We start from the raw sequence: 25,210 nt of genomic DNA on the forward strand, positions 1-25,210 counted from the left end.
TACAGCCCCCCGCTACCTGAATGTGGTCAACGACCAGCTCATGGGCTTGGGCGGCGTCGTAGTGCCCGGCACCCTGCGCGACTCGCTGTTCATCCTGGACGCGCCGCTGGGCCGCGACGGCGGCCCGAAGCCGGAGACCGTCATGACTGACACCGCCAGCTACAGCGACATCGTCTTCGGCCTGTTCGCGATCTGCTGCTATCAGTTCTCCCCCCGCATCGCCGACATCTCCGACGCCCGGCTGTGGCGCACCCACGCCACGGCGGACTACGGGCCACTGCAGGACGCCTCCCGGCACACCGTCCGTCTGGACCGCATCCGCTCCCACTGGGGCGACATGCTGCGGGTGGCCGGCTCCCTCACCCTGGGCGAGGTCCGCGGCCACGACCTGATCCGCATGCTGTCCCGGGACGGGCGCCCGACCGGCCTGGGCGACGCCTTCGCCCACTACGGCCGGATCTTCAAAACCCTGCACCTGCTGCAGTTCATCTCCGACGACGGCTACCGCCGCATGATCGGCAAGCAGCGGAACATCACCGAGGCCCGCCATCGTCTAGCCCGCAGGATCTTCTTCGGTCAGCGCGGCGAGCTGCGGCAGAACTACCGCGAGGGTATGGAGGACCAGCTCGGCTCCCTTGGCTTGGCCCTGAACGCCGTGGTGCTGTGGAACAGCCTCTACCTGGACCGGGCGGCCCAGCAGCTCGCCGCTGACGGCTTCCCCGTCACCGACGACCTGCCTTGCGAAGGCCGTGCCCGAATGGCGACGGCATTACTGGCGGCCTTGGTCGGACCGCGCATTGCGCGGTCCGACGCTTCTCACGGGATGAACTTCACCTCTGGGAAGGCCGCGCTCGGGCCGTCGAGCAGATGTCCCCGGCGGTGTCGCAGGTGTAGGTCGAAGAACGCGAGCGGGTAGGCCTGCTGGATCCGGACCGCCCGAGCCGGATCGAGGGTGCCGATCATGTCCTGGATCTGCTGGTTGGTCATGCCGAGGACCTTGCCCGCTTGCGGGATCAGTGTCGCGTCGTCGCCGTACGTCTTGTGGATGGCCCCGTCGGCCTGGATGTTCAGCCGCCAACCACGAAGGTGTGTCCAGAACTCGGCGACGTCCGGCATGGCGGCCCGGGTAAACGAGGCGGTCATCATCATGAACGGCCGGTCCAGATCGGTGGTGATGGTCGGCTGCATCGGACCGTCGATACTGAGCCCGGCGCCAACGCGCTGGTCGGCGAGCATGGTGAGCGCGGTGGCAGTGCCACCCTTCGACCAGCCGAACGCGCCGATGCACCTCGGGTCGAGGGCGCAGAGCAGGCCCTGGGGCAGTGGCCTGCCGTCGACGTCGGGGTTGTGCCCGCCGGCGAGGCCCTCGACGACGTCGAGCACGAACCGGAGGTCCGTGGCGAAGTCCCGGGGCCCCAGGAACGGCGGGACCTCTGCCGGAACGGTGAGTCGGCCGTCGGGGAACTCGCTGAACGCGTCGTACGTGTGGTCGACGGTGACCACGGCGTAGCCGTGGCTGGCGAGTTCCTGGACCATGATGGTGTGGTCGCCGCGATGGCTGCCCGCGCCGTGCGAGTACACGAGGACGGGCAGGCGATGGCCCGTTTGGTGCACGGGTGCGCCGACGTGTGCGGCGGTGAGTGGGCCGAGGGCGGGATCGAGGGGGAAGCCGACGTCCGCCAGAAGCGCCCGCAGCGCACCCTGGGTCATCCAGGGAGCACGCGGCAGGTCCTTCGTCTTGCAAGCGGGGTACCAGACGCTGGCCATTAACTCGCGGTGATGCCCCGGGCCGGCCACAGGGTCCGGACGCGAGGTGTCGACGAGGTGAAGCGGCACCGTGCCCACCGGGTGCGGCCCGGTGGGCCTGGGCAGCGTGAGCTGCGACGGACCGGGGGCGGTCGAAGCCGCCCACGCCTGGCGCGCTGCGCTGATCGGCACGGCGGCCCCGACCCCCGTCACCAGAGCGGCTGTGAGCATGCGCCGGCGCGTCAGGTCCGTTCTCGGGCTGGCCGGTGTGGTGGTCACATGTCCTCCCCGGGGTTCTTGGCCGGTGTCTCGATCTGCTGGATGAGTCGCTTGAGCTGGGTGACTTCGTCGCGCAGCGCGCGCTCGCCCGCGGGGGTGAGGGAGAGCCAGGTGCGGGCGCGCTTGCCCTCGTAGCCCTTCTCGATCTCGACCAGTCCGGCCTTCTCCAGGACGGTGAGATGCTGGCTGAGATTTCCGGCGGTGAGGCCGAGTGCCGTGCGCAGGAAGCCGAACTCGACCCGGCGTGCCTGGTGGGCCACGGTGAGGATGCCGAGACGGACGCGCTGGTGGACCACGTCGTTCAGGCCGTTGACGGGATGCTGATCGCGCTCGGAGGTCATGAGACGTCGCGCCGACGGGATCGCTCGGCCAGGCCGAAGCCGAGGGCGCCGAGCAGGAGGAGCAAGGCCTGGAGGCCAAGGCGGGGCGCGGCGGACCAGGGGGAGGTGACGGGGATGAACTGGAAGAGCTGGAAGCGGGTAAGGAACGGCACCAGGAAGAGGGCCAGGTACGCCAGGGCGAGCAGCAGCAGGGCACGGCTGCGCTCCACCCAGGACAGTACGAGCAGTGGCAGTCCGACGGCCGTGACGTTGCCGACGAGCATTCCGACGAACCCCGTCGCCTCGGAAGTGGGGTCGAGGTGCAGGCCCCAGAAGTCGATCGGGTCGCCGGGCTGCGGGAGCCCGTGACGGGTGGCCCAGAACGTGGTGGCGGCCACCAGGCCAAGCAGGGCTACCCCGGTGAGAATGTACGGCCGGACCGGGGTGCCGACACCCCGGTCGCGGGAGCGGCGGATATAGAAGAACGCCGTCGCGACGTAGGCGAGGGCGAGCCCGAGGTCCCAGTAGTACGGCGAACCCTGCTTCACCCCCACGGTGCAGCCCATGCCTGCGGCGGGGGCGGTTGCCGGGCAGGGAACGGTCTCGACGTGGAAGGTGAAGCGGTTGACCAGGATGCCGCCCAGCGTGAGCGCGCCGAGCAGCAGGAGAGGAAACCAGGTGCCGCGCTGAGCGGCTCGGACCTTGCGGGTCAATTCACCGAGACCGGCGAGGACTTCGTGAGGCGTGCCTTGCGAGGGCATCGAAGCGTCTGTCACCCAGTCAGCTTTGCATCACAAACCAGTTATGGCAAGAAATCTGTGTGCACTCCAAGTTCGGATCCGGAAAACCCGGTGGCTGACACCTTCGATCTCCTGGTCGCCGAACCCGCCCAACGCACCGAGATCCTCATCGGCTACGCCCGGGTGTCCACCGGCGGGCAGAAGCTCGACCGCCAGATCGATGCCCTCACCGCGGCCGGGTGCCGGCGCATCTTCGCCGACAAGAAGTCCGGCAAGGACGACCTCCGGCCCGAGCTCAGGGCCTGCCACGCCTTCCTCGCCGCCGGCGACACCCTGGCGGTCCCCGCGCTCGACCGTTACGCCCGCTCCCACAAGGACTTGGTGAATATGGTCGGCTGAACTGCGCCGCCGCGAGATCGGGTTCTGCTCGCTGCACGAGCGCCTGGACACCACCACCCCCGGCGGCCGGCTTGTCTTCCACGTCTTCGCCGCGCTCGCCGAGTTCATCCGCGAGCTGATCGTCTCCGGTACCCGCGAGGGCTTGGATGCCCCACGCGCCCGAGGCCGCGTCGGCGGGAGGCCCACCGTCGCCACCCCCGAGATCATCCGTTGCCGCCCGCGACATGCTGCCCGCTCCCGAGAACTCGATCACCTCGATCGTCAAGCTCATCGACGTCAGCCCCGGCACCCTCTACAACCACATCCCCGACCTGCAGGAACTCCGCGCCTCCGGCCGCGTTCCGAACCAGCTCACTGGCAGCTGACCGATCCTGCTACTGGCCGTTCCGCTCCTCCCCGAGGGCTGACCCACACCAACCCGCTTTCGGCGTCCCTGACTGACGGTGGCCGGCCCGCTGGATAGGGGGCCGTGCGCCGTGTCCTACGCCAGGCTGACGCGGGGCACTGGTGCGTCGTCAGTGCATCGCTCTCCAGCGCTCCATCAGCTCGGCGTGCCAGTCCTTCCCCGGCTGCTGCGGAACCCCGTGGGCGGTCCGCCAAGTGCTGCCTTCACCCTTGGGCTCGGGCGGGGCCGGGGATCGGTCGTCGACGCGGTCGATCCGCTGGTGGTGGAGAGTGCGGCGGCGCTGGCCCGGCATCTTCGGCAGGGGCGGGACCGGCGGCTGGCCGTGCTGGCGTGGTTCACCGAGGCCGGGACGCCGTGGGCGGCGCCGGGAACGGTCACGGTGCCGGAGCCGCCGGAGGCCGCCGTGCGCGAGGCCCTGGCGTGGGCGCTGCAACGTTCGGCGTCGCAGAGGCTGGTGGAGTTCGCGCGCAGCGCGGCCGGCGAGGAAGGGCAGGACGCGCTGTACGCGGCGGCCGGGCGGCTCATGGGGCCGTATCGCGGGCGGGCCCAACCTCGCGCTGGTGCGTGCGGCGCTCGAAGCCGGCGGGGACGTGCCGGTCGAGGCCGGGGGCCGGATGGCAGGAGCATGGTGCACGTGGCCGCCGCGATCGGCCTGGGCGCGCAGGAGGTCGGGGCGGACGCGCTGGCCGAGGCGTTCGCCGCCTTCAGCATGTTCGGGCTGACGGCCGAGGACTGGACGCAGATGCTGGGTGCCGCGGAGCGCGGCGAGGGGTCCGAGGTGGACTGGGGACTGCTCCAGCAGAACGCGGACATCGTGGCCCAGGTGCAGCGGGCGACTGACGAGAAGCTGCTGCGCGCACGAGAGGTGCTGGTCGGGATGCGTATGTTTTACGCGCTGTACGTGCTGCACGGACTGCTCCTGCCGCGGACACCCCCGCGCAGGCCGCGCTGCGGGAGCGGATCGACGAGTGGGGCATGTTCCCGTTCCTGGACCACGTCATCGCCATCGACCCCTCCCCCATTCGCCGAGTCCCTGGCGGTCTTCTTCGAGCCGCTCTTCGACGGGCTGTACCAGATCCTCATGGCCCAGTTCGCCGAGAACCCGGACATCTTCAGCATGCCCGGCGACGACACGGGGGCCGTCGGCTTCGGGGAGAGGTGGATGCGCACCGTGGCCGAACTCAAGGAGGCCAACGGGCGCTGATACGGACGGCGTGCCAGTGGACGAGCCGTCTCAAAGATCTTGAAGGGTGGTCGGGGCATCGTGCATGGATGCTGGTCCTAGCCCCCCGAACCGGCCACTCCCGCCGCGGAAGATCCCTAGGGTGCGTTTCAAATGTGCTGGTCATAGCCATTCGTTGATGGCTGCGACCAGCACGGTCGCCTCGTAGCGGACCGCCAACTTGTCGTACCTTGTGGCCACGGCTCGGTGCCTCTTGAGGCGATTGATCCCGCACTCCACCGCGTGGCGCTCCTTGTAGTCGGCCGGGTCAAACTTCGGCGGCCGGCCCCCGTGGGAACCTCGCTTCTTGCGGTTGGCGATCTGGTCGCGCTTCTCCGGGATCGTGCAGCGGATGCCCCGCTTGCGCAGATAGCCGCGGCTCGCGCGGGAGCCGTACGCCCTGTCGGCGCGAACCTTGTCGGGCCGGGTGCGCGGGCGGCCCAACCCGAGCCTGGGCACCCGGATACGTCCCAGGACCACCTGGAACTGCGGGGAGTCACCGCGCTGTCCGGCCGTGATCACCAGCGACATCGGCTTCTGGCCCTGCTCGACCGCCAGGTGGAGCTTGGTGGTCAGCCCGCCCCGGGAGCGTCCGAGCCCGTGGTCGTCAGGCTCGGTGAAGACACCCCCTGGCGGCTCGACCTGCAGAGCCCCTTTTTGCGGGCACCCGCCGCATGCTGGTGGGCGCGGGCGATGGTCGAGTCCACCGAGACGTCCCAGGTGATCAGCCCCTGGGCGTCGGCCCGGGCCTGCAGCTGCTCGAAGATGCGGTGCCAGGTACCGTCGCGGTGCCCACGCCGGAACAGACCGTAGATGGTCTGCCACGGGCCATACCGCTCGGGCACGTCCCGCCAGGGAGTACCAGCGCGGGTGCGCCAGCGTATGCCGTCTATCAACTGCCGCTTCGTGTGCACCGGTGGTCGTCCGGGCTTCTTCCCGACCGGTAGCAGCGGCTCCAGCTTCGCCCACTGCGCATTCGTCAGATCGTGCCTCCCCACGAAGTGGATCTTGACACATCAAGATCCACTTCTGAAACGCACCCTAGCAGCTCCAGCCGTGCCGCTTGAGCAGGGCGGCCACCCCTTGCACGGTGTAGCTCTAGTGGAACCGTCGCCCGATCAGCGTCTTGATCCGCGACAGGGTCCAGGTCTGGTCCGGCCAGCCGTGTGCCACCGGCCCTTGGCCAGCTCCCGCTCGAGCACGGCGAACAGTTCGTCACTGAGCAGCGGCAGCGATGCCGGGCCCTTGGATGCCAGGGCCCTAAGCCCGTTCTGCGACCAGGCCCTGCGCCACCGCTGAACCGACCAGACGCTGACCCGCAGGTCGTGCGCGATGACCGTGTTCTCGTCGCCCTGCCTGAAGCGCTCGGCCGCCTCCATCCTCAACTTTTCGCGGAAGGTCGCCGTTCGTCGGTCAGTCCGGCCCCCTTGCGCATACCTCATGCGGTCGGCATATCGCAGGGTTCATGAGGCGTCAGCCCCTACGACACCACGCTTTGAAGGTGAGTAGCGATGACTAGGCCAGCCGGGTGTGGTGAACGCCCTGCAGTACAGGGGCCTGTTCGTCGTGCAGGTAACCGTCGAGGCGATATCAGTCGAGGCCGCCGGTCTCCTCGACGTGCTGCACGAGTGCCGTCACGATCCGTGGGCGAGTGGCGTCGGGGACGAGGGTGGGTTCCAGACCTTCCTCGATTCCCCAGTCTGTGTTGAACATGACGGGTACGTCGGCCGGTGCCACGTTGTTCCGAAGCCAGAGGGCGACCCGGGCTGCCATGTGGGCGTTGCACTCCCGGATGGCCACGCCCTCGGGTTGGAGGCTGGCAAAGCCTTCCAGGGTCTCGTCGTCGAAAGTGATCCCGAAGATCATCGATGATCCGCGGACCGGGCCGTCTTCCTCGTCATCGATTCGGATGAACGTATCCGGATTCCGCTCACGCAGCCGGGCTTCGAATCCCTCGAAGGTTAGCCCCCAGCTTTGCCCACGCGGTGGGGTGAAGACGAACGTGGTGCGCAGTTCCGCGATCTCTTCCGGTTCCATAGCGGTACTTCCTGGGATTGGGCTGGTCAGGGGACGTAACGGGCGTGGCCTTTGACGCCGTAGGCCGCCATCATGATGCGCCAGTACTGGACGGCGTCTTGGTTGTTGGTGACCGTCTCGACACCGCGCATCTCCTTGTTGCGTGGGTCGTTGAGCGCTGCCGCGTACTTGCGGAGTTCCAAGCGGTCGCCCTTGTAGAGGAAATCTCTGTCGCCGGTCGCGTGGTTCTTGCGGAGGTCCTCCAGCGAGCGGTAGCACCGTTGGTTCGGCTTGTTGACGTATTTTGCCTCGACCGCCATCCCGTCGAGGTTGCGGAATCCGTCCACCATGAGCGTGTTGGACGGACTGATTCCTGCTGGGATTGGTACCTCGAACTCCGGGAAGCCCGACACGCGTCTCTGGTAGGCCTGCTCGGCCGGCTTGCCGCCGGAGATATCCCCTTTGCCCAGAGAGTCGAGCCACGTCTGGAAGTTCTGGCCCTGGCTGGGCGTGAGCTGGGGGAACCGCGGGTCGGGAGGCATCGCCGGAGGGACCGGCTGAATGTGCGGCGTGCTGTGAGGCAGGGGACGGTAAGCGGCCGGTACGAGCGTCGGGACACGGATCAGGGGGCCGAGGAACGGCGGGAGGTTGGGAAGGAAGCCGCCGTTGTCCGGTTGGGGCATCTTCACCCGGGACTGGGAGCTGTCCAGTGCGTGAGGGATGTTGCCGAGCGAGGTGATGCGTGTGTCGCCGGCTATGAGGTCATGCAGGCCGCCGTCGTGGCCGTCGCCTCCGAACTGTGGCTGTTGCCAGGGCCATAGGAAGTCGCCCTCGAGTCCGCTGTTCTCCAGAGGAAGGCGTTGCTTGGCGGTTTCGACGTGGTCGGCGTAGGCGTCGCAGGCGTTGGCGAGCATCGTGCAGGCTGTGGGGAGGTTCGCCAGGAGAGTGTCGTGATTACCCACTTCGCCGGGTGGTGGTGTCTTGCCGACGAACTTCTCGAAGAAGCCCTCGACCGCGTCAGCGGCGTGGCCCGCCTGATCGAGGGTGGCTGTCTTCCATGCGTCGCGAGAGTCCCAGTAGGCGTCGTGGAGAATCTTGGCCGCGCTGCGCCAGGTTTTGGCGACGGTCCGCAGCTTGTCCGGCTGGCCGAGGAATCGCTCGTTGAAGAGGTATTGATCGATGCCGCTGGTCTTGCCGACGACGTTAGGCAAGTCCTCGGCGTTGTGGCTGGCGCGCGGAGTGCAGTCCGGGCCGGCCGGCTGATCACCGACCCCGGGTGTGAACGGGCTCTGTTCCAACAGCTTGGCTGCGACTTTGTCGTCACGCTTGAGGAGTTCCTCCGATGCGTTGAGCAGGGCTCCCGCGCCGCTTGCCATCACCTGGTGGGCAAAGCCTGACTGGTCGAAGACCGCCTTCACGGCTGCGGTGTACACCTCGGCAAAGGCTCTACCGGCCGCACCGTCACCCGCCATACCGCCATGAGCACTCAGTTCCGTGAACAGCAGGCCCACCATGTCGTAGACCAGATCCCGCAGCCCCACCATCGACCATGACGCGTTGACGAAGTTCTCCGTCTGATGCCGCAGATCCATCGATGCCCCGTTCGCTGCCGACGCCGGTGATCACCGTGCATGGCCATGAACAGCAAGCTCAGGCGAAGGGATGACGATGAGCCATCGGCGGTGACACGTCTTTCGGCCCCGCCCGCTGCACTCGTGCCTCCTCGAAGTCGGCAGTGATGATCCAGGGTTTCCGGTGCTGGCGGTTGGGAGTCGTCAGGTAGCTGTCTCGTGGATCCAGGACAGGCCTCCCAGATCCAGCCTCTGGCGTGTTCGCGTGACTGCTACGTAGGCCAGACGGGCTTCGGCGTCAGCGATCGGTTCGGGTAGCGGCGTGGGGTCGTTGCTGTCCTTCGCCGAGTGCTCGCTCGGGCCGAATGGCTACGGGCGTGGTCCTCACCTCGTGCCGCGTGCGAGGGTCCACTGCAGATCTCCCGAGTCCGGGCAAGCCTGCCATGCCCCCAGCAGCCCTGTTGCCGCCAGTCGGACAAGCGTGGCTGGTAGTTCCGCGGGCTGGATACCGCAGGCGCGCGCCATCTGGTCGACTTCGACCAGGCCACTGCTGGATTCCGGGTTCGTGTGTGCTGTGAGGTACACGCTGGCCAGTTGGGGCAGCGCTCCGATCGCGCCTACTGCGCGGGAGGAGCCGGCTCGAAGTACCCAGTCCGCGGCATGCCTTCGATCGGGGCGGGCTGGTGCTTGGCCGAGCAGAATGACGTCGAGCAGTTCAGCGGCGGTCTCGTTGGCTACGTTCTCAGGGGCTCTACGCAGCCATCGCGCCTGCTCCAACTCGTTCCACGGACCTGGGGCGGTGGCGACCGATGCCGCCACTGCGGCAACCGAATCGAGTGGTACCACCGCGGCGCTCAGCGGCCCGTCCGCCTTCATCCGCACGAACTTCCCGCCGCCCAGGTACCTGCCGCGTGCCGCTGGCATGTCAGCTCCGGTGTCGCCTACCCGGGTGGAGACGGCAGCAGCTGGTGCCGTCTGCCGCACGCCGCCGTCTGTCCCGCCCGCAACGCTCCCCCGCCGCCTCCCGAGCTGACCGGGCTACGCCGGTCGCCCTCGTACTTGAAGGCCGGGCCGATCCCCGTGTTCGGCCCCTTGTCGCCTGGGCCCAGGAGGAAGTCGTAGCGGGTGTCGTAGTCGCCGTGGGGCGCCATGTGCACGATCGAGCCGAGGCGGCGCCGGGGTGCATAACGGCCGCGGCTCGCTCGCGTTGGAAGTCGGCCGGTAGTCGCCGATGGCGGTGAGAAGTTTGATGTAGGCGTGCTGCTCGTCCTCGTCCTCTGCTCCTGGGGCGGTGATCTCCTCCATCCAGTCCTGCGGCAGTCGATCGCCGGCGAGGACCGCAGTCAGGGCACGGCGAGCCGTGCCGGCGTGGAGCACTCCATAGGCGACATCCAAGGGGTCGCCCAGGTCTGGATGGTCGGGCAGAGCTTGAGCGGGTGGGAGTGAGTCGAGGTGCCTGCGGAAGGCGACCGTCTTGCCCTTGTACTTTGTCGCGAAGTCCGGGCCTTCCCGTCCGCACCCGACGCTCAGGCCTCACCGGCAGGGCACACGAGGCAGACCGACCATGACGCCCTCCCGCGCCCTTGAGCTCACCCTGCCCAGGGCCGCCCCCCAGGGTGAGTGCAGGCACGCCCGAGCAAGCGTCCAGCGGCCGCGAACGCGGACTGTACCCGGCTGACGAGTAGCGTCATGGCCTGCGCAGGGGTTACGCACTACTCTTCCGCCCTTCACAGGGCTGTAGGCCGTTGGCCGGGACGGCAGGCCTTCGGCAGCGGCTGACGCAGAAGTGAGATGGGCGGCAGGAAGGGTGGGTTGGGGGCGGGTTGGGGGCGGCCCTTTTCGCATGCGCCCTGGTACGGGCCGCGCGGGCAGCGCTGGGCGCGCCAGCGCAGCTGCTCGGCGCATGGGATGGCGCTGAGGTCGTAGATGGCCATGACCGCGGCGGGCAGGGCACCCTGGAGGCACTCGGCGCGCAGGTCGGGCCGATCGGTCCAGGTGCGTCGGGTGACGGGAGGTTCAGCGGGCGGCGGCGTCCGGTCAGGGCCGGACGCGTGCGTCCAGGTCATCCCAGGCCGCCCCGCCATGCGAGTCGGCCGCGTCGGCGCCGGCCAGGTCGGTGCCGTCCCACAGGACCTTGCCGTCGGTCGGGACGAACGCGAAGCAGTGCCTCTTCTTCCTCGACCCGATCTCGACGGAGATCCGGTAGTCAAGGCCCTCCGGACAGCTCGTGGCCGCCCCACACCGACCGGGCGAGCAGCGTCTCCAGTTCCTTGGGGAGATCACGCAGGGCCCTGGTCATGCCGACGCGTTCAGCCGCGTCCCAGATCCGCTTGGCGTGGTCGGAGTCGACGTGGCGGAGCGCTCTGCACTCGCAGTAACCACCGTTTCCTGGGAGAGGGCGTACAGCTCGCCGAGCAAACCCCCCTCGGTCGCGACGAGTTCGTCGAAGGAGCCTTGCTCCCGCACGGTTCCCTGGTCGAGGACGATCACTCGGTCGGCCATCCTCACGTTGTCGAGGCGGTGGGTGAACGGTGATCCGGTCCGAGGCCATGGCCCGCAGCTCCCTAAAGATCTGGTGCTCTCCTCGGGCGTCCATGCGCGGTGCCGCGGGCTGTGGTCATGGCGCGGACCCGCATCCGAAACCGCCTGAAACAACTCCGGGCGCGCACCGCCGTGCGGCTACGCCGATAACGATGGCCAGGATCACGAGGCCGCCCACCGCGGTGCCGATCAAGAGCCGCGGCAGGGGCTTCTTCGGCCGGCGGAAGTCGAGGGTGGAGCGCAACATGCCCTGGGCTTGTTCCACGAGCTCCCAGCCGTCCTTCTGCATCTTCGAGATCACCAAGCCGTCGGTGCCGCGAACAGTCTGCACAGTCTTGTATTCGTACTTGATCTCGTCGGCCATACGGCTCCGCGCCCCCTGAATGAACTGTTCATACCAACTGCCTCGTGAGGATAGGGGACTTCGCGAGGAACCAGGGATGGCTCGGCGAGGTCACCGCGATCGAGGCCAGCCTCGCCGCCGCCGAGCAGAAGCTCGCCGCCATGCGCGACCTCGCCGCGTGAATCGCACCCCTCCGGTGCCGGGTGCCTCACCTCGTGCGAGGCGAAGATCGTCTGACGCCCGATCGTGATCCACAGGTGCACAACCCAGCGTGGATCCCGGCTGTCTGAAAGGCGCCGGAGGATGAGCCCCCGGCGCCTTCGGTACAGAGATAGGAGATCAGGTGGGGAAGAAGCTCTGGAGAGCTGTCGTGGCCGGTGGGGCGGCGGCGGCATTCACGGGCGTGGCCACGATCCCGGCCGGAGCGGCTGAGGGAGGGGTCTCGTTCACCCGCGTCCACGTGAACGGCGGCAAGCCCCTCGTGATCGGGGCGTCGAAGGAGGTCGCAGTGCCGAGCTCCTTCCGGATGGCGACCACCCACAAGTGGCAGTGGCCGGCGGTGTTCCTTTACCGCGGCAACACGGGTGATCGACTGTGGCACGCCATCGAGACGAGCGACTGCACCAAGGTGAGCCCGGGCGTCTGCGACTTCAACGAGACGATGTACTTCGACCCGAGCGTGTGGGACATGCACAACAGCGAGGCCGGAGCCTGGAAGGTCGCGGCCGAGGTGTCCTTCCAGGGCGGCGGCGGTGACACTGATGATGAGGACCTCACGGTCTACGTCAAGCGCAGTTCCCGCCTGACCGTGAACGCCTCACCCGAGCCGGTATCCAAGGGCAGGACCATCACCGTGACCGGCAAGGTCACGCGGGCCAACTGGGAGACCAAGAAGTACGCCTCCTACGAAGGCCGCCTGGTGAGCCTGCAGTTCAAGCCCAGTGACGCCACCTCCTACAGCACGGTGAAAAAGGTATACGCGAACAGCTCGGGTGATCTCAGGACGACCGTGAAGGCATCCAAGACGGGCACGTGGCGCTGGGTGTACTACGGCAACACCACCACCGCGCCGTCGACTTCGCCAGGGGACCATGTCGCAGTGAAGTGAGACAGCGGTTACCGGGGCACCGGCCTGATCATCCCGCACCGCCGCGAGCGCGGGCAGAGCGAACTGCCGGTTTGGAAGGAGGAGCACAACGCTTCCCACCGCCAGGTCCGCGCCCGTGTCGAGCATGCCTTCGCCCGCATGAAAACCTGGAAGATCCTCCGAGACTGCCGGTTGAAGGGCGACGGCGTCCATCACGCAATGAGGGGCATCGCCCGCCTGCACAACCTGGCACTCAGCCGGCAGGTGAGGAGTAGCTGAGGGCCCCTGCGTACTCTGGCATTTTCGCCGCCCAAGCGGAGCCGATCTCCCCTCTTCGCGCGGGCCTGTGTCGGCCGTGGGGAACCCTGTGACAAGATCCGCTGGCATGTCGTCTGCCATGCCTTCGTTGCCTTCGTCGCTCACGGGCTCCTCAAGAACCGGTCGCCGTCTGCTGGTCGCCCTGCTCGCGCTGCTCGCGACAGCAGGCTCCACCGTGGCCGAGGCCGGCACGCCGTCCGGCCCGGCGCCCGGCGCCGCGGTAAGAGCGGCCGAACCCGCGACGCCTGACCGCCCCAGCTACGACGTGAAGTTGCGCGCCGACGCCGACGGCTCCCACTGGGCGGGCCGGCAGACGGTGTCCTTCCGCAACGCCTCCAGCCGGCCCCTGCGTGAGGTGTACATACGCCTGTGGGGCAATGGCGAGGACGGCTGCGGGACATCCGGAAGACCGTCTCCCGTCCGCGTCTCCCACGTGCGCGGCGGCACTCCGGGCCGCCCCGGCGTGAAGTGCACGGCGCTGCGCATCGCTCTGCCGAGGCCGCTCGCACGCGGTGAGCGGACGGCCGTCTCCTTCGACGTGGCCCTCACCGTGCCCGCACGCAACAACCGCTTCGGCCGCGAAGGCGCGTTCCGCTTCCTGGGCAACGCGCTGCCGGTCCTCGCCGTGCACGACGCGAGGGGGTGGCACCTCGATCCGTATGTGTCGTACGGCGAGAGCTTCTACACCCTGGCGGGCGACTTCCGGGTGCGCCTCGACCACCCGTCCGCCCTCAAGGTCCCGGCGACCGGCAGCACATGGACCCGCCCCGGCGGTACCGGGCGTACGGTCACCCACAGCGTCGCCAAGCGGGTGCGGGACTTCGCATGGGCAGCGGGTCCGTTCCGCACCGCGACCCAGACCTCGCCCGACGGCGTGCGCGTGAAGTCGTACTGGTCGCCGAACACGCCCGCCGCCGGTGTCCGCCTCAACCGCAAGGACGGCGTCGCCGCCATCGACCGGTTCGGCAGGGAGTTCGGCCGCTATCCGTACGGCGAGATAGACCTCGTGATGACCCCCGGGTTCGCCGGCGGCATGGAGTACCCCGGCCTGGTCATCCTCGGCACCGAGGAGGAGGGCGGCGCCACCGTCCATGAGATCGCCCACCAGTGGTGGTACGGCGTCGTGGGCAACGACGAGTACAACTCACCCTGGCTGGACGAGAGTTTCGCTCAGTACGCCAACGCGCGCTACTACCGCTGGGACGGGTTCGAGTGCTCGCCGGACGACTCCTGGCCGAGCGCCACCGCCGCGCTCACCAACTCGATGGCCTACTGGTCTACACACCGTGGCGAGTACTTCCAGGTCGTGTACGGGATCGGCCCCTGCGTCCTGGCCGACCTGGAGCACGTCCTCGGGGCCGGCACCATGGGGCGCCTCATCAAGAAGTACGCCCACGACCACTGGTACGGCGTCTCCACCACCGTCGACTTCAAGAAGGCCGCACAGTCGATGACGCACAGGGACCTCGGCCCCTTCTGGCGGAAGCACCGAATCCGCTGAAGTCGTTCCGCTCGCGGGTGACGGGCGTACCCCGTCGGCGCCACGATGACGGTGACCGACGGGGTACGCGGGCCCGACGCAACCGAGATCGCCCGCCGCGTCCGCGGCCACTGGGGCATCGAGAACAAGATCCACCACGTCAGGGACACCACGTACGCCGAGGACGCCTCCCGCGTACGCACCGGCACCGCTCCACGTGCCATGGCATCCCTGCGCAACCTGGCCATCGGCGCTCTCCGACTCGCCAACCAGACGAACATCGCCGCTGGACTCCGCCACCACACCCGCGACGCCAACCGTCCACTGATCACCCTCGGCATCATGTGATCAACCAGTACACATCATCTGAACGACGTGGCCCTGTGGCCTACCCTGCCCAGATTTCCGGCCCTTGCTTGACGATGACGAGTCCGTACGTCCGATCGGAGGGCCAGAGATCCACCTGATACAGGAAGTGGTCGCCGGGACCTCCACCAGTGCCGACCGGTGGTGGTCCGGCCGGGAGGTAAGAGACCCGAGCACGTAGCAATCCAGCGGGAACAGTCAGGCTCGGCCCGTCGAGAGGATCGGTCCCGGGGCTGGACATGGTGAGCTGACCGGTTGGCACGTCGAAACCCGGCACGCACGGACCCGGATTGGCGTGGGGCACCGCCAGTACTTGCACGGCGGTGCCCCGCACTCTGCGTCATGAGCCGTTGATCAGTTTCTTCACCTCGGGCGGGAGCTTGTTGCCCGAGTAGACGGCGACAAACGTCGCGTCGTCGGGTGTGTCCCCGACGGCGATGGCCACCTCGGGGGAAACGCCGTTCACCGCATAGGCGGTCTTCGTCGTTGCCGGCTCCCGGTCTTCGTCCTGGCCGCCGGTGTCGTCGCAAGGCGGCTTGGTGGCAGTGCCGAGCTTGCCTCCGACCGCGAACTCCACGTTCGCGACGTCTCGGTACGTCCGCCCCTTGTAAGTGACCTGGTAGGCGCACGACGCCGTCTCATCCGACGTGCTGCTGCCGGATGTGCAGCCGGCTGCCGACGCCACCACGGCCGCCATCAGCAGCACTCTCACGGATCGCCCGGCCAAGTTCATCAACGGTCTCCTTAGTAAACGCTGCGAAGAGCGAGGACGTCACCCTTGCCGAGCGTCCTGGCCTTCGTCGTGCAGACGAACGAGTTCGTGAACATCGTGAGGTTTTCGTGTCCGTCACCGACGTGGCCCAGCCCGAAGACGTGGCCGGCTTCATGAATACCAACGGAACGGATGTCGTACTTGTTCGAGCAACTGCCGGTCGGCTTGTTGGTGAAGTCGTAATCGTGCGTGTTGAAACGGACGTCAGCTTCACGCAGGTCGTTCTTGACACCGGGCATGGACCATGAGTACGTACAGGTGGTCGCGACGGCGCTGTCCTTGATGTCTCCCGCGTCCCAAACACTTATCCCGTCGTTGCCGGTGCAGCGGCCCGTCTTGCTGACGCTCGCCTCGCGGCCAGTCTCGGACAGGAAGTTCGTCTTCGCGCCGACCGAGTCGCCGTATCCGCAGTTGTTGTAGCTATCAGTGATGTTGTCGATGGCGTCATAGAACGCCCACTTGGCGTCAGTCCGGGACAGCCCCCCGGGCATCGGGTCATCACCGATGTACCAATTGTAAGTACCGTACTCCTTCAGATCGTTCGTCTTGTACGCACCATCGCTGCAAGCCCCAGGTGCGCTGAGAGCATCTATATCGGCCACCTCAGCACCCTCGGAGGCGTCGGAGGGGTCGGCAACCGCATCGCCCTCCGCCGGCACATCGGCCGCTGGGTCGGCGGTGTTCGCCAAAGGATCAAACCTGTCGGAGCCGGCCGTGGAGGTGTCCGTGCTGGCGTCGCCAAGGTTGTAGGAAACCTTGCCGTCGGTCCCGACCTGAAGCGTGAACCCGTGCGTGTCGCCGTCCGCGGTCAGCATGTCGATACTCACAGCCGTACCAGGTTCAGGCACCGTCACACCCGTACCGTCATACGTCACGACCCGCCCGACGGCATCGCACGAGATGACAGAGGAGCCAGCAGGCAGGTCGCCGATGGTCAGCTCTCCCTCGCCAAGCTCGCAGACGTCGGCTCCGGCCATGGCCACGTTCGTGCCGCTGGCAACCGCCGAAAGCGAAGCCGCGAGCGCGAAAGCCGTGATCGCTCTGCCTATGAGTCCTGGATTGCGCACCGCCACTCTCCACCCCCTGGATGTCCCCCCGCTGCGCGGGAGATGATCAAGTACGTGGAAAGTAACCGTCAACTGATCGTAAATTATGCTATTTTAAGACAGAGCGGTAAGCTTACGAAGTTCCATCATGCGCTATTTTGCCCCCTTCGCGGCCACTCACCAGTGACTGTCACCACAACGGTGGTCTCGCTGCGCGCAATTGGTTGTCGTGGCCCGCTCGCCACGGCTGGGTTCCGTTTGAGTCGATCAGTGCTCGCCTGATCCAGTTGATCTGCGGTTATCTCCGGTTCCGGATCAGGGGCCGGGGCAGACCTCGGTGAAATTGGGCGCCTCATGTGGCCCTGTTCTACGCGGAACTGCAAGGACGGCGCCATGGTGGGACAAGGTGGGTGCGGTCAGGGCGGACATCTCGGCGTACGCCGGGTCCGCGCCGAACGAAGATGAACATCAACCGAGTTGCTCGCGAAGCCCCCGGCGTCGTCTTCGTCAGTCCTCCCAGGGAAGCGGAAGAACTGGCAGACCCTCCAAGAAGCGTCGTATCCGGGGCCTCCGCGCCCGCGCTCAACAGTCGCCCGTGCGATGGTCTGTAGCCCGCTGCACCCACTCCACCACGCACGCCTCACTCGCAACCCCCGAGGGCCGCCCAGCGTTCTCGAACGCCCGCTCCACCCCTTCCGGATCGTCGAGCATGCCGCACTATGTTGCGGCGGATCTCGAGGAACTTGTGGCGGTCGGGTCATTAGCAGTGCTGTCGTGGCCCAACGTCAGTCAGGGCCGCCGATGTGCTGCCGCCGCGGCTTCGCCGCCCGAGGGTTTCAGCCTGGGGCGGCGAATCGGCGGCCGTCACAGCAGGGGCAGGATGATGGTGGCCACGAAGATGGCGATCGTGAAGACGGCGATGATGCTGGTCAGCCGCAGCATGGCCGTCGCGTTCTCGTCGGTCTCGGCGGGCCGCGTGTCCGGCCCCTGGTCTCGCGGCAGGGCCCTGCTGAGCAGTACGAACATCAGGGGCAGCGTCATAAAGGCCACCATCCATGGCGGGGTGAGCTCGACGGAGACCCCTGCCGCTTCCACGGTGGACTGTGCCGTCGTGATCATGTCGGGTACGCCGGTCATGTTTTTCTCCTCCTGCAGGGGCCGGTGACGGGCTGTCAAGGAGGGGTGGAGCGAATCAGGAGTCCTCTGTGACGATGGAGGGGGAGTGAGCTGCATCACAGGAAGCGGTGCGGCTTGGAAAGCCTGCTGCCTTTACAGCGTGGGAGCGGAAGAGGGAGGTGCTTGAGTGCGAGGCACGGCTTGCTGATCGCGTGTCATCCACGAGCCGTCGCTCGCCCTGCCGATCAGTGTGGAGACCTCGCCCGTCGGACAGCACAAGGCGTCCGTGGAGATGTAGCCGGGGTTCCACAGGTGCAGCGCCCCGCGTTCGGGTCTGACCACCGTGGCAGAGCCCGTGATGCTGTAGCGCACTCTTCCGTCCTCCACGACGGACAGGGCGGTGGCATCGTGGTTGCCTTGGTAGTGCACGAGTATGGCGACGGCCTTCTCTCTCGGCGCTGTGGTGGCTGCCCAGATCTGCACCCGTTCCGGTCGGGTGTCCGAGGGCGTATGCAGCACCGCTCGCCAGTTTGTTCTCTCCGACCGGTAGATGGTCAGCGTCTGCCGGCCGCCGGAACGTGTGCTGACCCAGGCGTAGCGGCCGCCGTCGAAGGTGTGGCAGGTGTGGTGTGCGGCCGCGCCGAAGTCTCTGCAGTCTGCGTGATGCTGCGTTCGGGTCGGCCCGCTGGCCGGGACCAGAGCCGCCTTCCTGGTTCCCGTCACGCCGGAGTCGGTCGGGGAAGGCGACGGCCGGGCCGGGGAGGAGGCCCGGTCGTGGCCGGTGCACAGGGGCTGCCTGTCGAGTCCCGGGTCTCCGTACCGCGCCCACTCGGCGTCGCTCAGGTCGCCGCCGCTGATGGCGCAGGCCTCGTCGGTCCATTGGTCGCGGCCGAGCCGGTATTGCTGCATGGACGTCACTGGAGGGTCCTGGTCTGCTCCGGCCGTGGCGGTGAGGAGTCGGGTATCGGGGCTGACCGCGAGGGCGGACAGGAATGCCTTGGGGTCCGTCAGCGGGATCGACGGTCCGGTCTGCTCGAGGGTGGCGGCGTCGTAGAAGCCGATCCCGTTGGTGGTGGAGGCGGCCAGCAGGTCTGGGTCTTTGGTGGCGGTCACGGCGAACACCTTTGCCGCGATGGTCCTGTTCCGGACCGGCTTTCCGTTCAACTTCCACGCGCGCAGGTGCCCGTCGAACCCGCCGGTGTACGCGCGGTCGTCGCTGATAGCCAGCGCGGTCACTCCTCCGGGGTGAGTGACCGCCGGTGGTGCTTTGGGCGCCAGGGTGGTGGCCGAGAGGAACCACACTGAGGCGGGGTCTCCCTCGGAGTCCGGGTGGGTCGGTGCGGTGCCCGCGACGATCGTGGTGCCGTCCGGTGAGACGCCGAGGGTTTGGATGTGCTGGTCGGCGAGCTTCGTGGAGCGCAGTCGCTGCCAGGTGCCGGTGCTCCACATCGACAGGGTGCTGTCGTTCCAGCAGCCCACGACGAGGCGCGAGCCGTCTGGGGTGAAAGCTATTCCGCGCACGCCTTCGCATTGCCGGGTGGCCCGGTCCAGGGCGGGTGTCGCCACCGTCTTGCCGGAGTCGACATCCATGATCAGCACGCTGTGGGTTCCGTTGCTCCAGTCGCCGATCGCGGCATAAGTATGACCGCCGTGTCGGGCGACGACCAGGGACTGCGGCCGCAACGCCTGCGGATACGCGATGGTCTGGTAGGTGGACGACCCGCTGACGCCGTCGTCCCGAAGGCGTCGGGGATCCGGGTAGCGCCGCAGTGAGCCCCCGGCGGCCATGACGAGCAGACTGCGGTCGGGCGCGTAGGCCAGGCTCCAGGCCACCTCTGTCGGCTCCAAGCCCTCGGCCAGCGGGCGGCTTTGCTGGTTCCACTCGTACAGCTCGCCGGAGGCGGTGGCGGTCAGGAGATAGGTCTCCCGCGGATCGAGGGCGATGGCCCGGACGCCTGCCCGGACGCCGCCCTTTCGGGTCAGGTTGAGCGCGTCGAGGACGTAGGACCCTGACACGGTGCTCACCGCGACGTGCTGGGGGCCGACTCCGATGTCCTCGACTGTGCTGTCGACGCCCGCGACGGGGAAGTCGGTCACGTCTTTTCGGGCGGTGATGTCGTAGGCCTGCAGTCCCTGTGCGGTCCCGATGAGTAACTGTTCGTTGTCGTTCAGCGTGTTCTTCAGCAGTCGCAGGGCGGAGATGCCTCCGTGCTGCCCGGTGGCCAGCGCGTTCGCTGTGGGACTTCCGTGGGCGGGGACGGCGATCCGGTAGACGTGACCGGGGCCCTGCTCATCGGCGAACGTCGTGTCGCTGCTGGTGCCGAGATAGACGGTGTGCGCGTTCGTGCCGAAGGTCACGGCGGTGAGGGTTTCCGCTTCTCGGGCGGCCGCCGTCGGTGCGTCACCGAGCTGGGCGAGCGGCTTGGTAGTGCTGATGACCTCCCCGGTGGCCGTGCGGACGAGGGTCAAGGTGCCGTTCTCTTGGATCACGGCGAGGGTCGTGCCGTCGGGGCTCACTGCCTCTCCGAGAACCGTCGAGGCGTTGAGCTTGCCCTGGCAGCAGCCGCCGCTGAGGACCAGGTGGCCGGCTGCGGTGAGGGTCCAGAAGGTGATTTCTCCCTCCGAACCCGCGGAGATCAGGTGATCGGGAAGCAGCGGGTTGACCAGCAGACCGGTCACGTGCCGGTGCCCTCTGCTCACGACGGAGGCGGAGGTACCGGTGGCCAGGTTCCACACCCGTAAGTCGCCGTTGAAGTCTCCGGTCACCCCGTACGTGGTGCCGTGGACCGTGGTGATGGCGGAGGCTGTCACCGCGTTGGAGTGGCCGCGCAGCACGTGTGCGAGCTGGCCGTTGGCAGCAAGGTCGCCCAGCAGGGCCTCCTGCACGGCGGGCGTGCTGTGCTGCGCGTCTGCTTCCAGGATGAGACGGGTGGCCAGGTCTGGGTTGGTGGTGAGGTTCTGTCGTGCGGCATCGATCAGCCGGTCGGCGACCGCGGCGCGCCGGGTGCGCAGGGCCTGCTCGTCGGCGGAGTGCTGCACTCCGGCGTAGATTCCCGAGCCGATCAGGAGCAGTGCCAGCACGATGGCGGTGATGTTCCTGCGGTGCCGGTCCAGCTCACGCACGTGCCGCCGCGCCTCGTGGACGGTGCTGACCCAGCGGACGTCGTCTGCGGCGGCGAGTTCGGCGCGGCGGTTGGCCTGGGGCGCGACCACGCGGACTTTGACCTCGCCGGCCGCCGCAAGTTTGACGTCGAGGTGGCCGATCCGGCCGATTCCCCCCTGTGCGTCGACGGAGCCGGTCACCGCGGTGCGCGGGCGCAGCCGCAGGTAGGACGTCAGCGGACGCGGCAGCCTGCGGTACCACGGCCCGGGAGGGCCGAGCAGCTCGGTCAGGACCAGGGCGAGGGCGGCACCGAAGGAAGGGCCGTCGACGCGCAGGTGGGCTTGCTCGGGCAGGTCGATACGCCACAGGACGCACTGCTCGGCCGTCCGCGCCGCCTCGCCGCCGGTCGCGTACCGCCAGGCGCTGCGCAGCGAGGCGCTGAAGTGCTCGTCGCCGAGGAAGAAGCCCATGCGCGTGAGGTCCGGGTACAGCCCGGGCGGCCCTTGGGGCAGCACGGTGACGGTCAGCGCGCCCACCATGCCCTGCCAGCGCTGTTGTCCCGATGGTTCGGGGGTGCCCGCCGGAACAGCGACCAGGATGTCGATCCGCTCGCTGCGGCCCACCGCGGAGCCGGGCAGGGACATCTGTGCGGCCGCCGCGCACACCTGCCGGCCCTCCGCCCCCGTGCCCCGTAGCAGTTCCCAGGCGCGTCGCAGCCGGTCCGGGGCGGCCGGGGGCGGGGCGGGAAGAGCGAGGGCACTGTCCGTGGTCGGCTGGGGCCACACATGCGCCCCTTTCCAGTGCTCCGCCGCCTCGCCCAAAAGGCCCGCAAGGGCGTCGTCGGGCATGAGGTCGGCCCGCTCGGAGACCGCGAGCGCGGTCGCAGCCATCGCCCTGGCTGCCGACCGCAGATGAGCGCTGCCCGCGCTGGCCGCCCGTGTGCGATCCAGCACGGCAGTCGCGTCCTCGGGCCGTCGGTGGGAGGACAGTTCCAAACCGCCCGCGTTCTCGGTGAGCAGCTCGGCGGCGTACCGCAGGTCGTCATCGGCCGTGTCCGGTGCCGCCGACCGCGTCTCCCCCTCCTCCAGCCAGCGCCGGGCGGAGACGAGCCATCCCGGACGCTGCGCCGCCGCTTCGGCGCACGCCCGCCACCAGACGCCGTCTGCACCTACCAGTCGTCGAAAGCGCTCCGCATTACTCTTCTCGCCCCCGGCCAGCGCCTCTGCGCGCACCGCTGCGGCCATGGCGGACCCCGAACGGCTGGCACGGTCCTCGCGCGCCCATTCACTGAGTACGCCTAAGGCGGCCGCAGCAGATGCGCCCGACCCGGCGCTGCGGGCCGGAGCAGGAGCCTTCCGGCCAGTCTTGCGCCCGAGTCGTATCCGCATCATCACCTCGGTCGGACCTCTCGCTCACCCTGGCCTACAGCCGCCTGCCGCCCTGCTCCTGGCCGTTTTGGACAGAACGTACACGAGGTGGCCGCGATGTGTGGAAGAGTTGCCACATGACCGATGCGGGGGGTCAACGCCAGCTTGAACTGGCCGAGTTGGTCCTTGAGCGCGCGGAGCGCATCCGAAAGCGTGGGGACCGCCAGCTGCGTAACCGCAGCCCCTACGACGGTGACGACGTGCTGGCCCTGATATTGGAAGACATCCAGTGCGAACGCGAGTGGCTATGGAGCCAGTGGTCCGCGGGGGCGGTGCGGAACATCAACGCGACCATCATGGCCGCGGCCTCCGGGGCAATCCGGCGGCTCCTCACTCAGACGCACAAGGAGGCACCCTCTTCCGACCCTCACGACCCCAGCGTGCTGCCCGTGCCCGGCGCCGTGGAGGAACTGCCCTTGCCGGAGGAAGTCCAATGGGCGGACCTGCGACGTGACATGGCGGCCCTCGGGCTCACCGCCGACGAGCGCTTCCTTGTCGAGACTCTGCTGCGAAACGGCGAGCGGCACGACTTCGCGCGGCTCTATCACGCGTACGCTGACTACCGCCGCGAGGCATACGCCGACCTTCCGGTCGCAGAGCAGACCCGGTTCGAGAACCGCTGCCGGCAAAGACTGCGCCGCGCTCTGTCGACGCTGCGCACAGGCTGGCCAGGACAGTGCGGAAAGGGTGAGGCGGATGGCTGACGGACAAGACGACCAGGGCGCTGCGCGCCGCCGCTCCACCGCCGAGCTGGCTGACGTTCTCCTCGGCGCCGTCGATCACGAAGAGGGGCGGACACAGCAGCGAGCCCGCGAGCGCGCTCAGACGCGTCTGGCCGCGGCGCTGGAACGCCTCGATGCAGCCGGCTTCGCCCCGGAGGCGCCCGACCAGGAGATCGACGCCGAGGACCTCGATCTGGTTGCTGTCGCCGTCGAGGAAGGTGACGGCACCTATCGCATCGAACTGTCGGTCAACTGCGACCCTGAGCCCTCCGACGCTCTCGACCAAGCCACGCTGCACCTCCGTCTGAGCCCCGCCCTGCACGCGGTGACCCGCTTTGACGCCTTCGGCTGTGCCTCGCTGGCCGGGGTCCCAGCTCTGCCCTGGAAGCTGCGACTGCTAGGGCGCCCCCGCACGAGTACCCGCGGCACCGCTCTCACCCTGCCACACCTGGCACGGCCGACCGCCGCCCAAGCCGCCGGCGGCGCCGACCGGCAGATCTTCCTCCCGGACGACGAACTGGCCCTGGCCGTCAGCGCACTGCCCGGCGGCGCCGGCTACGAGGTGGAGGCCACCTCCACCGGTCCTGCGCGGCCGCCACGCGTCCTCGTCCTGCGCTTCACCACCGTATCCGGCGACGAGTCCGTGCACCTGCTACCTATCGTCGAGCTGGCCGACCGCGTCACGGCGATCGCGCATCTGCCCGACCTGGACCCCTACGCGCCGTGGCAGGCCGAGCCGCTGCCTGCTGTCGCTTACCTCGCCGGGACGGACTCCGCCGTCGTCGCAGCCTCTGTGGCCCGCTCCACTGGGCTGCGCACGCTTCAGGCATGGGAGACGCTCGCCGAGGCTGCCGACCCCGCCACGCGGAACGCAGTGCGGGAGGCCCTCGGCGGGTCCGCCACGTGATCGCGGAGCAGTCCGGCGCAGTCACGCGACCGTCGGAGACGGCCGGGCGGCCATCAGCCCTCATCGGGGGCCCGGCTGCCCTGCGCGCTCGTCGCTACGCTGTGGCCGCAGCGCCCGCCCGGTACCCGACCGCCACGGTGGTGCTGGCCATCGTCCTCGTGCTCCTGGCGGCGGGGTGCCGGTTCACCGGCGGGGCATCGGGCGACTCCGGCTCCTCCCACGACACTCTTGCCGTCGTGGCCGGCTCCAGGGTGTATCTGTGGTCTGCGGACACCGGCCGAGCACGACGTATCGGTCCTCCTCCGCCGCAGAGCGAGACGGCACCGCGATTGTCGGCGCTAACCTGGTCGGCGGACGGCCGGAAGATCGCCTGGGTGGTGACCGCCGACCGCGGCACCCAGATCGTCGAAGTGCGCCTGACCGGGGCGAAGCCGCAGAGCAACGCCTGGCCAGTGGACTTGGCGCCGGACGCCCTCGTGGTCGACGGCAAGGGAGTGGTCGCGGCGGGAAGTGATGGGCATCTGACGCGGTACCCCCTCAATGGCAGTGTCAGCCAGTCGCTCATCACCACCGGAGCGGCCACCCCCGTCCCGTTCGCCCGCGGTTTTTTGCTGGCTCACTACGAGGACTCCACCTCGCCCATCACCATCGACCGCACCGGAATCGACGGCCTGGCCCGCCCCTTCACCCGGCTGCCGGCCACCACGTCGATGTCGGCCTACAGCACGTACGCCGCCGACGCACGGGGTGAGCGATTGGCCGCTGAACGCGGCGACCACACCGACGTCTGCGGCATCGGACCGCCCTCGGCCCTCTACACGGTCGCCAAGAAAGACCAGGCGCCGCTACGCCGACCGCTGCCGGGCGGCCCCCGCACCTTGTGGCGTCTACGCGACCTGGTCTACGGCGCCGACGGCACACTGGATGTGGTGGGCTTCGACACCGGGCCCGTCTGCCGCCCCCCTGCCCAGGACGCCGCGATCCACAGTCCCGTGAAGCTGCCCTCCACCCTTTTCGAACTGTCCCCAAACGGGCGGATCAGCGCCGTCGCCCAGCACGTCATATCCGCCCAGCGCGGACCACACGGTCAACTAGCCACGATCTCCGGCGACATGGCTTGCACCCTCGACCAAGGCGGCAATCCGGCAACCACCACGGTCGGCGCCGCCCGAGTGGAAATCGACCACAAGCGCGTCACACTCCCGGCCGCGCCCACCGCTTTACGCTGGGCGCCGAAGCAGGGGAGCCATGAGCTAGGAGACACGTCGTGACCCCCTCGCGTG

Annotated in this window: 24 protein-coding genes and 3 pseudogenes; 14 read left to right on the forward strand and 13 right to left on the reverse strand. The window is 68.4% G+C overall.

Features of this window, described 5'->3' with window-relative positions:
• The first annotated feature begins 22 nt into the window (after window positions 1-22).
• Entirely contained in the window at window positions 23-916 is an 894-nt protein-coding gene (locus tag PV343_RS40270) for a Tn3 family transposase (protein ID WP_415923443.1), read from the forward strand.
• On the opposite strand, the gene PV343_RS03365 is transcribed toward PV343_RS40270, so the two are convergent.
• From PV343_RS03365 to PV343_RS03375, 3 genes are read right to left on the reverse strand one after another with little or no spacing between them, the layout of a single operon-like run.
• Complete coding sequence (locus PV343_RS03365) at window positions 817-2,025, reverse strand: acetylhydrolase (protein WP_319145242.1); 1,209 nt, start codon at window positions 2,023-2,025, stop codon at window positions 817-819. The two genes, PV343_RS40270 and PV343_RS03365, sit on opposite strands and share 100 nt — an antisense overlap.
• Complete coding sequence (locus tag PV343_RS03370) at window positions 2,022-2,366, reverse strand: transcriptional regulator (protein ID WP_319145243.1); 345 nt, start codon at window positions 2,364-2,366, stop codon at window positions 2,022-2,024. Before PV343_RS03370 ends, PV343_RS03365 begins: the two co-directional genes overlap by 4 nt.
• Window positions 2,363-3,121: a hypothetical protein gene (locus PV343_RS03375; protein WP_319145244.1), complete on the reverse strand. Its 759-nt coding sequence runs from the start codon at window positions 3,119-3,121 to the stop codon at window positions 2,363-2,365. Before PV343_RS03375 ends, PV343_RS03370 begins: the two co-directional genes overlap by 4 nt.
• A 75-nt stretch (window positions 3,122-3,196) precedes the next feature.
• Between PV343_RS03375 and PV343_RS03380 the strand changes: the two genes are divergently transcribed.
• The 4 genes and pseudogenes from PV343_RS03380 to PV343_RS03395 all read left to right on the forward strand — a co-directional run bounded on the left by PV343_RS03380 (window position 3,197) and on the right by PV343_RS03395 (window position 5,094).
• Window positions 3,197-3,484: a recombinase family protein gene (locus tag PV343_RS03380; RefSeq protein ID WP_319145245.1), complete on the forward strand. Its 288-nt coding sequence runs from the start codon at window positions 3,197-3,199 to the stop codon at window positions 3,482-3,484.
• Window positions 3,485-3,527: 43 nt separating this feature from the next.
• Window positions 3,528-3,593, forward strand: a pseudogene (locus PV343_RS03385) (recombinase family protein); the annotation flags it as partial.
• A gap of 115 nt (window positions 3,594-3,708) precedes the next feature.
• Window positions 3,709-3,849 carry a hypothetical protein gene (locus PV343_RS03390; protein ID WP_319145246.1) on the forward strand — a complete coding sequence of 47 codons (141 nt, stop codon included), beginning with the start codon at window positions 3,709-3,711 and terminating at the stop codon, window positions 3,847-3,849.
• 675 nt (window positions 3,850-4,524) lie between these two features.
• A complete protein-coding gene (locus PV343_RS03395) occupies window positions 4,525-5,094 on the forward strand; it encodes a hypothetical protein (RefSeq protein ID WP_319145247.1) in 570 nt (189 codons plus the stop codon).
• 141 nt (window positions 5,095-5,235) lie between these two features.
• Here the strand turns inward: PV343_RS03395 and PV343_RS03400 are convergent.
• The 4 genes from PV343_RS03400 to PV343_RS03410 all read right to left on the reverse strand — a co-directional run bounded on the left by PV343_RS03400 (window position 5,236) and on the right by PV343_RS03410 (window position 8,720).
• A protein-coding gene (locus PV343_RS03400; RefSeq protein ID WP_415923444.1) for an IS5 family transposase occupies window positions 5,236-6,110 on the reverse strand; the annotation gives its coding sequence in 2 pieces (ribosomal slippage) (window positions 5,236-5,729 and window positions 5,729-6,110; 876 coding nt in all).
• Window positions 6,111-6,230: 120 nt separating this feature from the next.
• The gene (locus PV343_RS40275) at window positions 6,231-6,554 is read right to left on the reverse strand and encodes a helix-turn-helix domain-containing protein (RefSeq protein WP_415923445.1); all 324 of its coding nucleotides are present in this window, start codon (window positions 6,552-6,554) and stop codon (window positions 6,231-6,233) included.
• 148 nt (window positions 6,555-6,702) lie between these two features.
• Complete coding sequence (locus tag PV343_RS03405; protein WP_319145249.1) at window positions 6,703-7,149, reverse strand: hypothetical protein; 447 nt, start codon at window positions 7,147-7,149, stop codon at window positions 6,703-6,705.
• 26 nt (window positions 7,150-7,175) lie between these two features.
• Window positions 7,176-8,720 (reverse strand): restriction endonuclease fold toxin-2 domain-containing protein, encoded by a 1,545-nt coding sequence (locus PV343_RS03410; RefSeq protein ID WP_319145250.1) that lies wholly within the window; start codon window positions 8,718-8,720, stop codon window positions 7,176-7,178.
• Between the two features lie 639 nt (window positions 8,721-9,359).
• Between PV343_RS03410 and PV343_RS03415 the strand changes: the two are divergent.
• Window positions 9,360-9,689: pseudogene (locus PV343_RS03415) on the forward strand (DUF6083 domain-containing protein); the annotation flags it as partial.
• On the opposite strand, the gene PV343_RS03420 reads toward PV343_RS03415, so the two are convergent.
• Entirely contained in the window at window positions 9,641-9,850 is a 210-nt protein-coding gene (locus PV343_RS03420) for a DUF4839 domain-containing protein (RefSeq protein WP_319145251.1), read from the reverse strand. The pseudogene PV343_RS03415 and the gene PV343_RS03420 overlap by 49 nt on opposite strands.
• Before the next feature lie 106 nt (window positions 9,851-9,956).
• Here PV343_RS03420 and PV343_RS03425 point away from each other — a divergent pair, with 106 nt between their 5' ends.
• Window positions 9,957-10,145, forward strand: coding sequence for a hypothetical protein (locus tag PV343_RS03425; protein ID WP_319145252.1), 189 nt, complete (start codon window positions 9,957-9,959; stop codon window positions 10,143-10,145).
• 1,171 nt (window positions 10,146-11,316) lie between these two features.
• Here PV343_RS03425 and PV343_RS03430 read toward each other — a convergent pair.
• Window positions 11,317-11,604 (reverse strand): hypothetical protein, encoded by a 288-nt coding sequence (locus tag PV343_RS03430; RefSeq protein ID WP_319145253.1) that lies wholly within the window; start codon window positions 11,602-11,604, stop codon window positions 11,317-11,319.
• A 322-nt stretch (window positions 11,605-11,926) separates the two neighbouring features.
• On the opposite strand from PV343_RS03430, the gene PV343_RS03435 reads away from it, so the two are divergent.
• From PV343_RS03435 to PV343_RS03450, 4 genes and pseudogenes are all read left to right on the forward strand, one after another.
• Window positions 11,927-12,691: a hypothetical protein gene (locus PV343_RS03435; RefSeq protein WP_319145254.1), complete on the forward strand. Its 765-nt coding sequence runs from the start codon at window positions 11,927-11,929 to the stop codon at window positions 12,689-12,691.
• Window positions 12,692-12,949: pseudogene (locus PV343_RS03440) on the forward strand (transposase); the annotation flags it as partial.
• A gap of 118 nt (window positions 12,950-13,067) precedes the next feature.
• Window positions 13,068-14,489: a M1 family metallopeptidase gene (locus tag PV343_RS03445; RefSeq protein WP_319145255.1), complete on the forward strand. Its 1,422-nt coding sequence runs from the start codon at window positions 13,068-13,070 to the stop codon at window positions 14,487-14,489.
• Window positions 14,490-14,540: 51 nt separating this feature from the next.
• Window positions 14,541-14,816, forward strand: a complete 276-nt coding sequence (locus PV343_RS03450) for a hypothetical protein (RefSeq protein WP_415923446.1) — start codon at window positions 14,541-14,543, stop codon at window positions 14,814-14,816.
• Window positions 14,817-15,174: 358 nt separating this feature from the next.
• On the opposite strand, the gene PV343_RS03455 is transcribed toward PV343_RS03450, so the two are convergent.
• From PV343_RS03455 to PV343_RS03470, 4 genes are all read right to left on the reverse strand, one after another.
• Window positions 15,175-15,567, reverse strand: a complete 393-nt coding sequence (locus tag PV343_RS03455; RefSeq protein ID WP_319145256.1) for a DUF6281 family protein — start codon at window positions 15,565-15,567, stop codon at window positions 15,175-15,177.
• An 11-nt stretch (window positions 15,568-15,578) separates the two neighbouring features.
• Entirely contained in the window at window positions 15,579-16,679 is a 1,101-nt protein-coding gene (locus PV343_RS03460) for a matrixin family metalloprotease (RefSeq protein ID WP_319145257.1), read from the reverse strand.
• Between the two features lie 837 nt (window positions 16,680-17,516).
• Window positions 17,517-17,789, reverse strand: a complete 273-nt coding sequence (locus PV343_RS03465) for a hypothetical protein (protein WP_319145258.1) — start codon at window positions 17,787-17,789, stop codon at window positions 17,517-17,519.
• 132 nt (window positions 17,790-17,921) lie between these two features.
• Window positions 17,922-22,115 (reverse strand): WD40 repeat domain-containing protein, encoded by a 4,194-nt coding sequence (locus PV343_RS03470; RefSeq protein ID WP_319145259.1) that lies wholly within the window; start codon window positions 22,113-22,115, stop codon window positions 17,922-17,924.
• Between the two features lie 260 nt (window positions 22,116-22,375).
• On the opposite strand from PV343_RS03470, the gene PV343_RS03475 reads away from it, so the two are divergent.
• From PV343_RS03475 to PV343_RS03485, 3 genes are all read left to right on the forward strand, one after another.
• The gene (locus tag PV343_RS03475) at window positions 22,376-23,002 is read left to right on the forward strand and encodes a hypothetical protein (RefSeq protein WP_319145260.1); all 627 of its coding nucleotides are present in this window, start codon (window positions 22,376-22,378) and stop codon (window positions 23,000-23,002) included.
• On the forward strand, window positions 22,995-23,927 hold the full coding sequence (locus tag PV343_RS03480; protein ID WP_319145261.1) for a hypothetical protein: 933 nt from the start codon (window positions 22,995-22,997) through the stop codon (window positions 23,925-23,927). The genes PV343_RS03475 and PV343_RS03480 overlap by 8 nt, the downstream gene beginning before the upstream one ends.
• A 374-nt stretch (window positions 23,928-24,301) precedes the next feature.
• Window positions 24,302-25,198, forward strand: a complete 897-nt coding sequence (locus tag PV343_RS03485) for a hypothetical protein (RefSeq protein WP_319145262.1) — start codon at window positions 24,302-24,304, stop codon at window positions 25,196-25,198.
• The last annotated feature ends 12 nt before the right edge of the window (window positions 25,199-25,210 follow it).

Source organism: Streptomyces sp. WI03-4A, assembly GCF_033792105.1.
In the GTDB taxonomy this organism is placed as follows: Bacteria; Actinomycetota; Actinomycetes; order Streptomycetales; family Streptomycetaceae; genus Streptomyces; species Streptomyces collinus_A.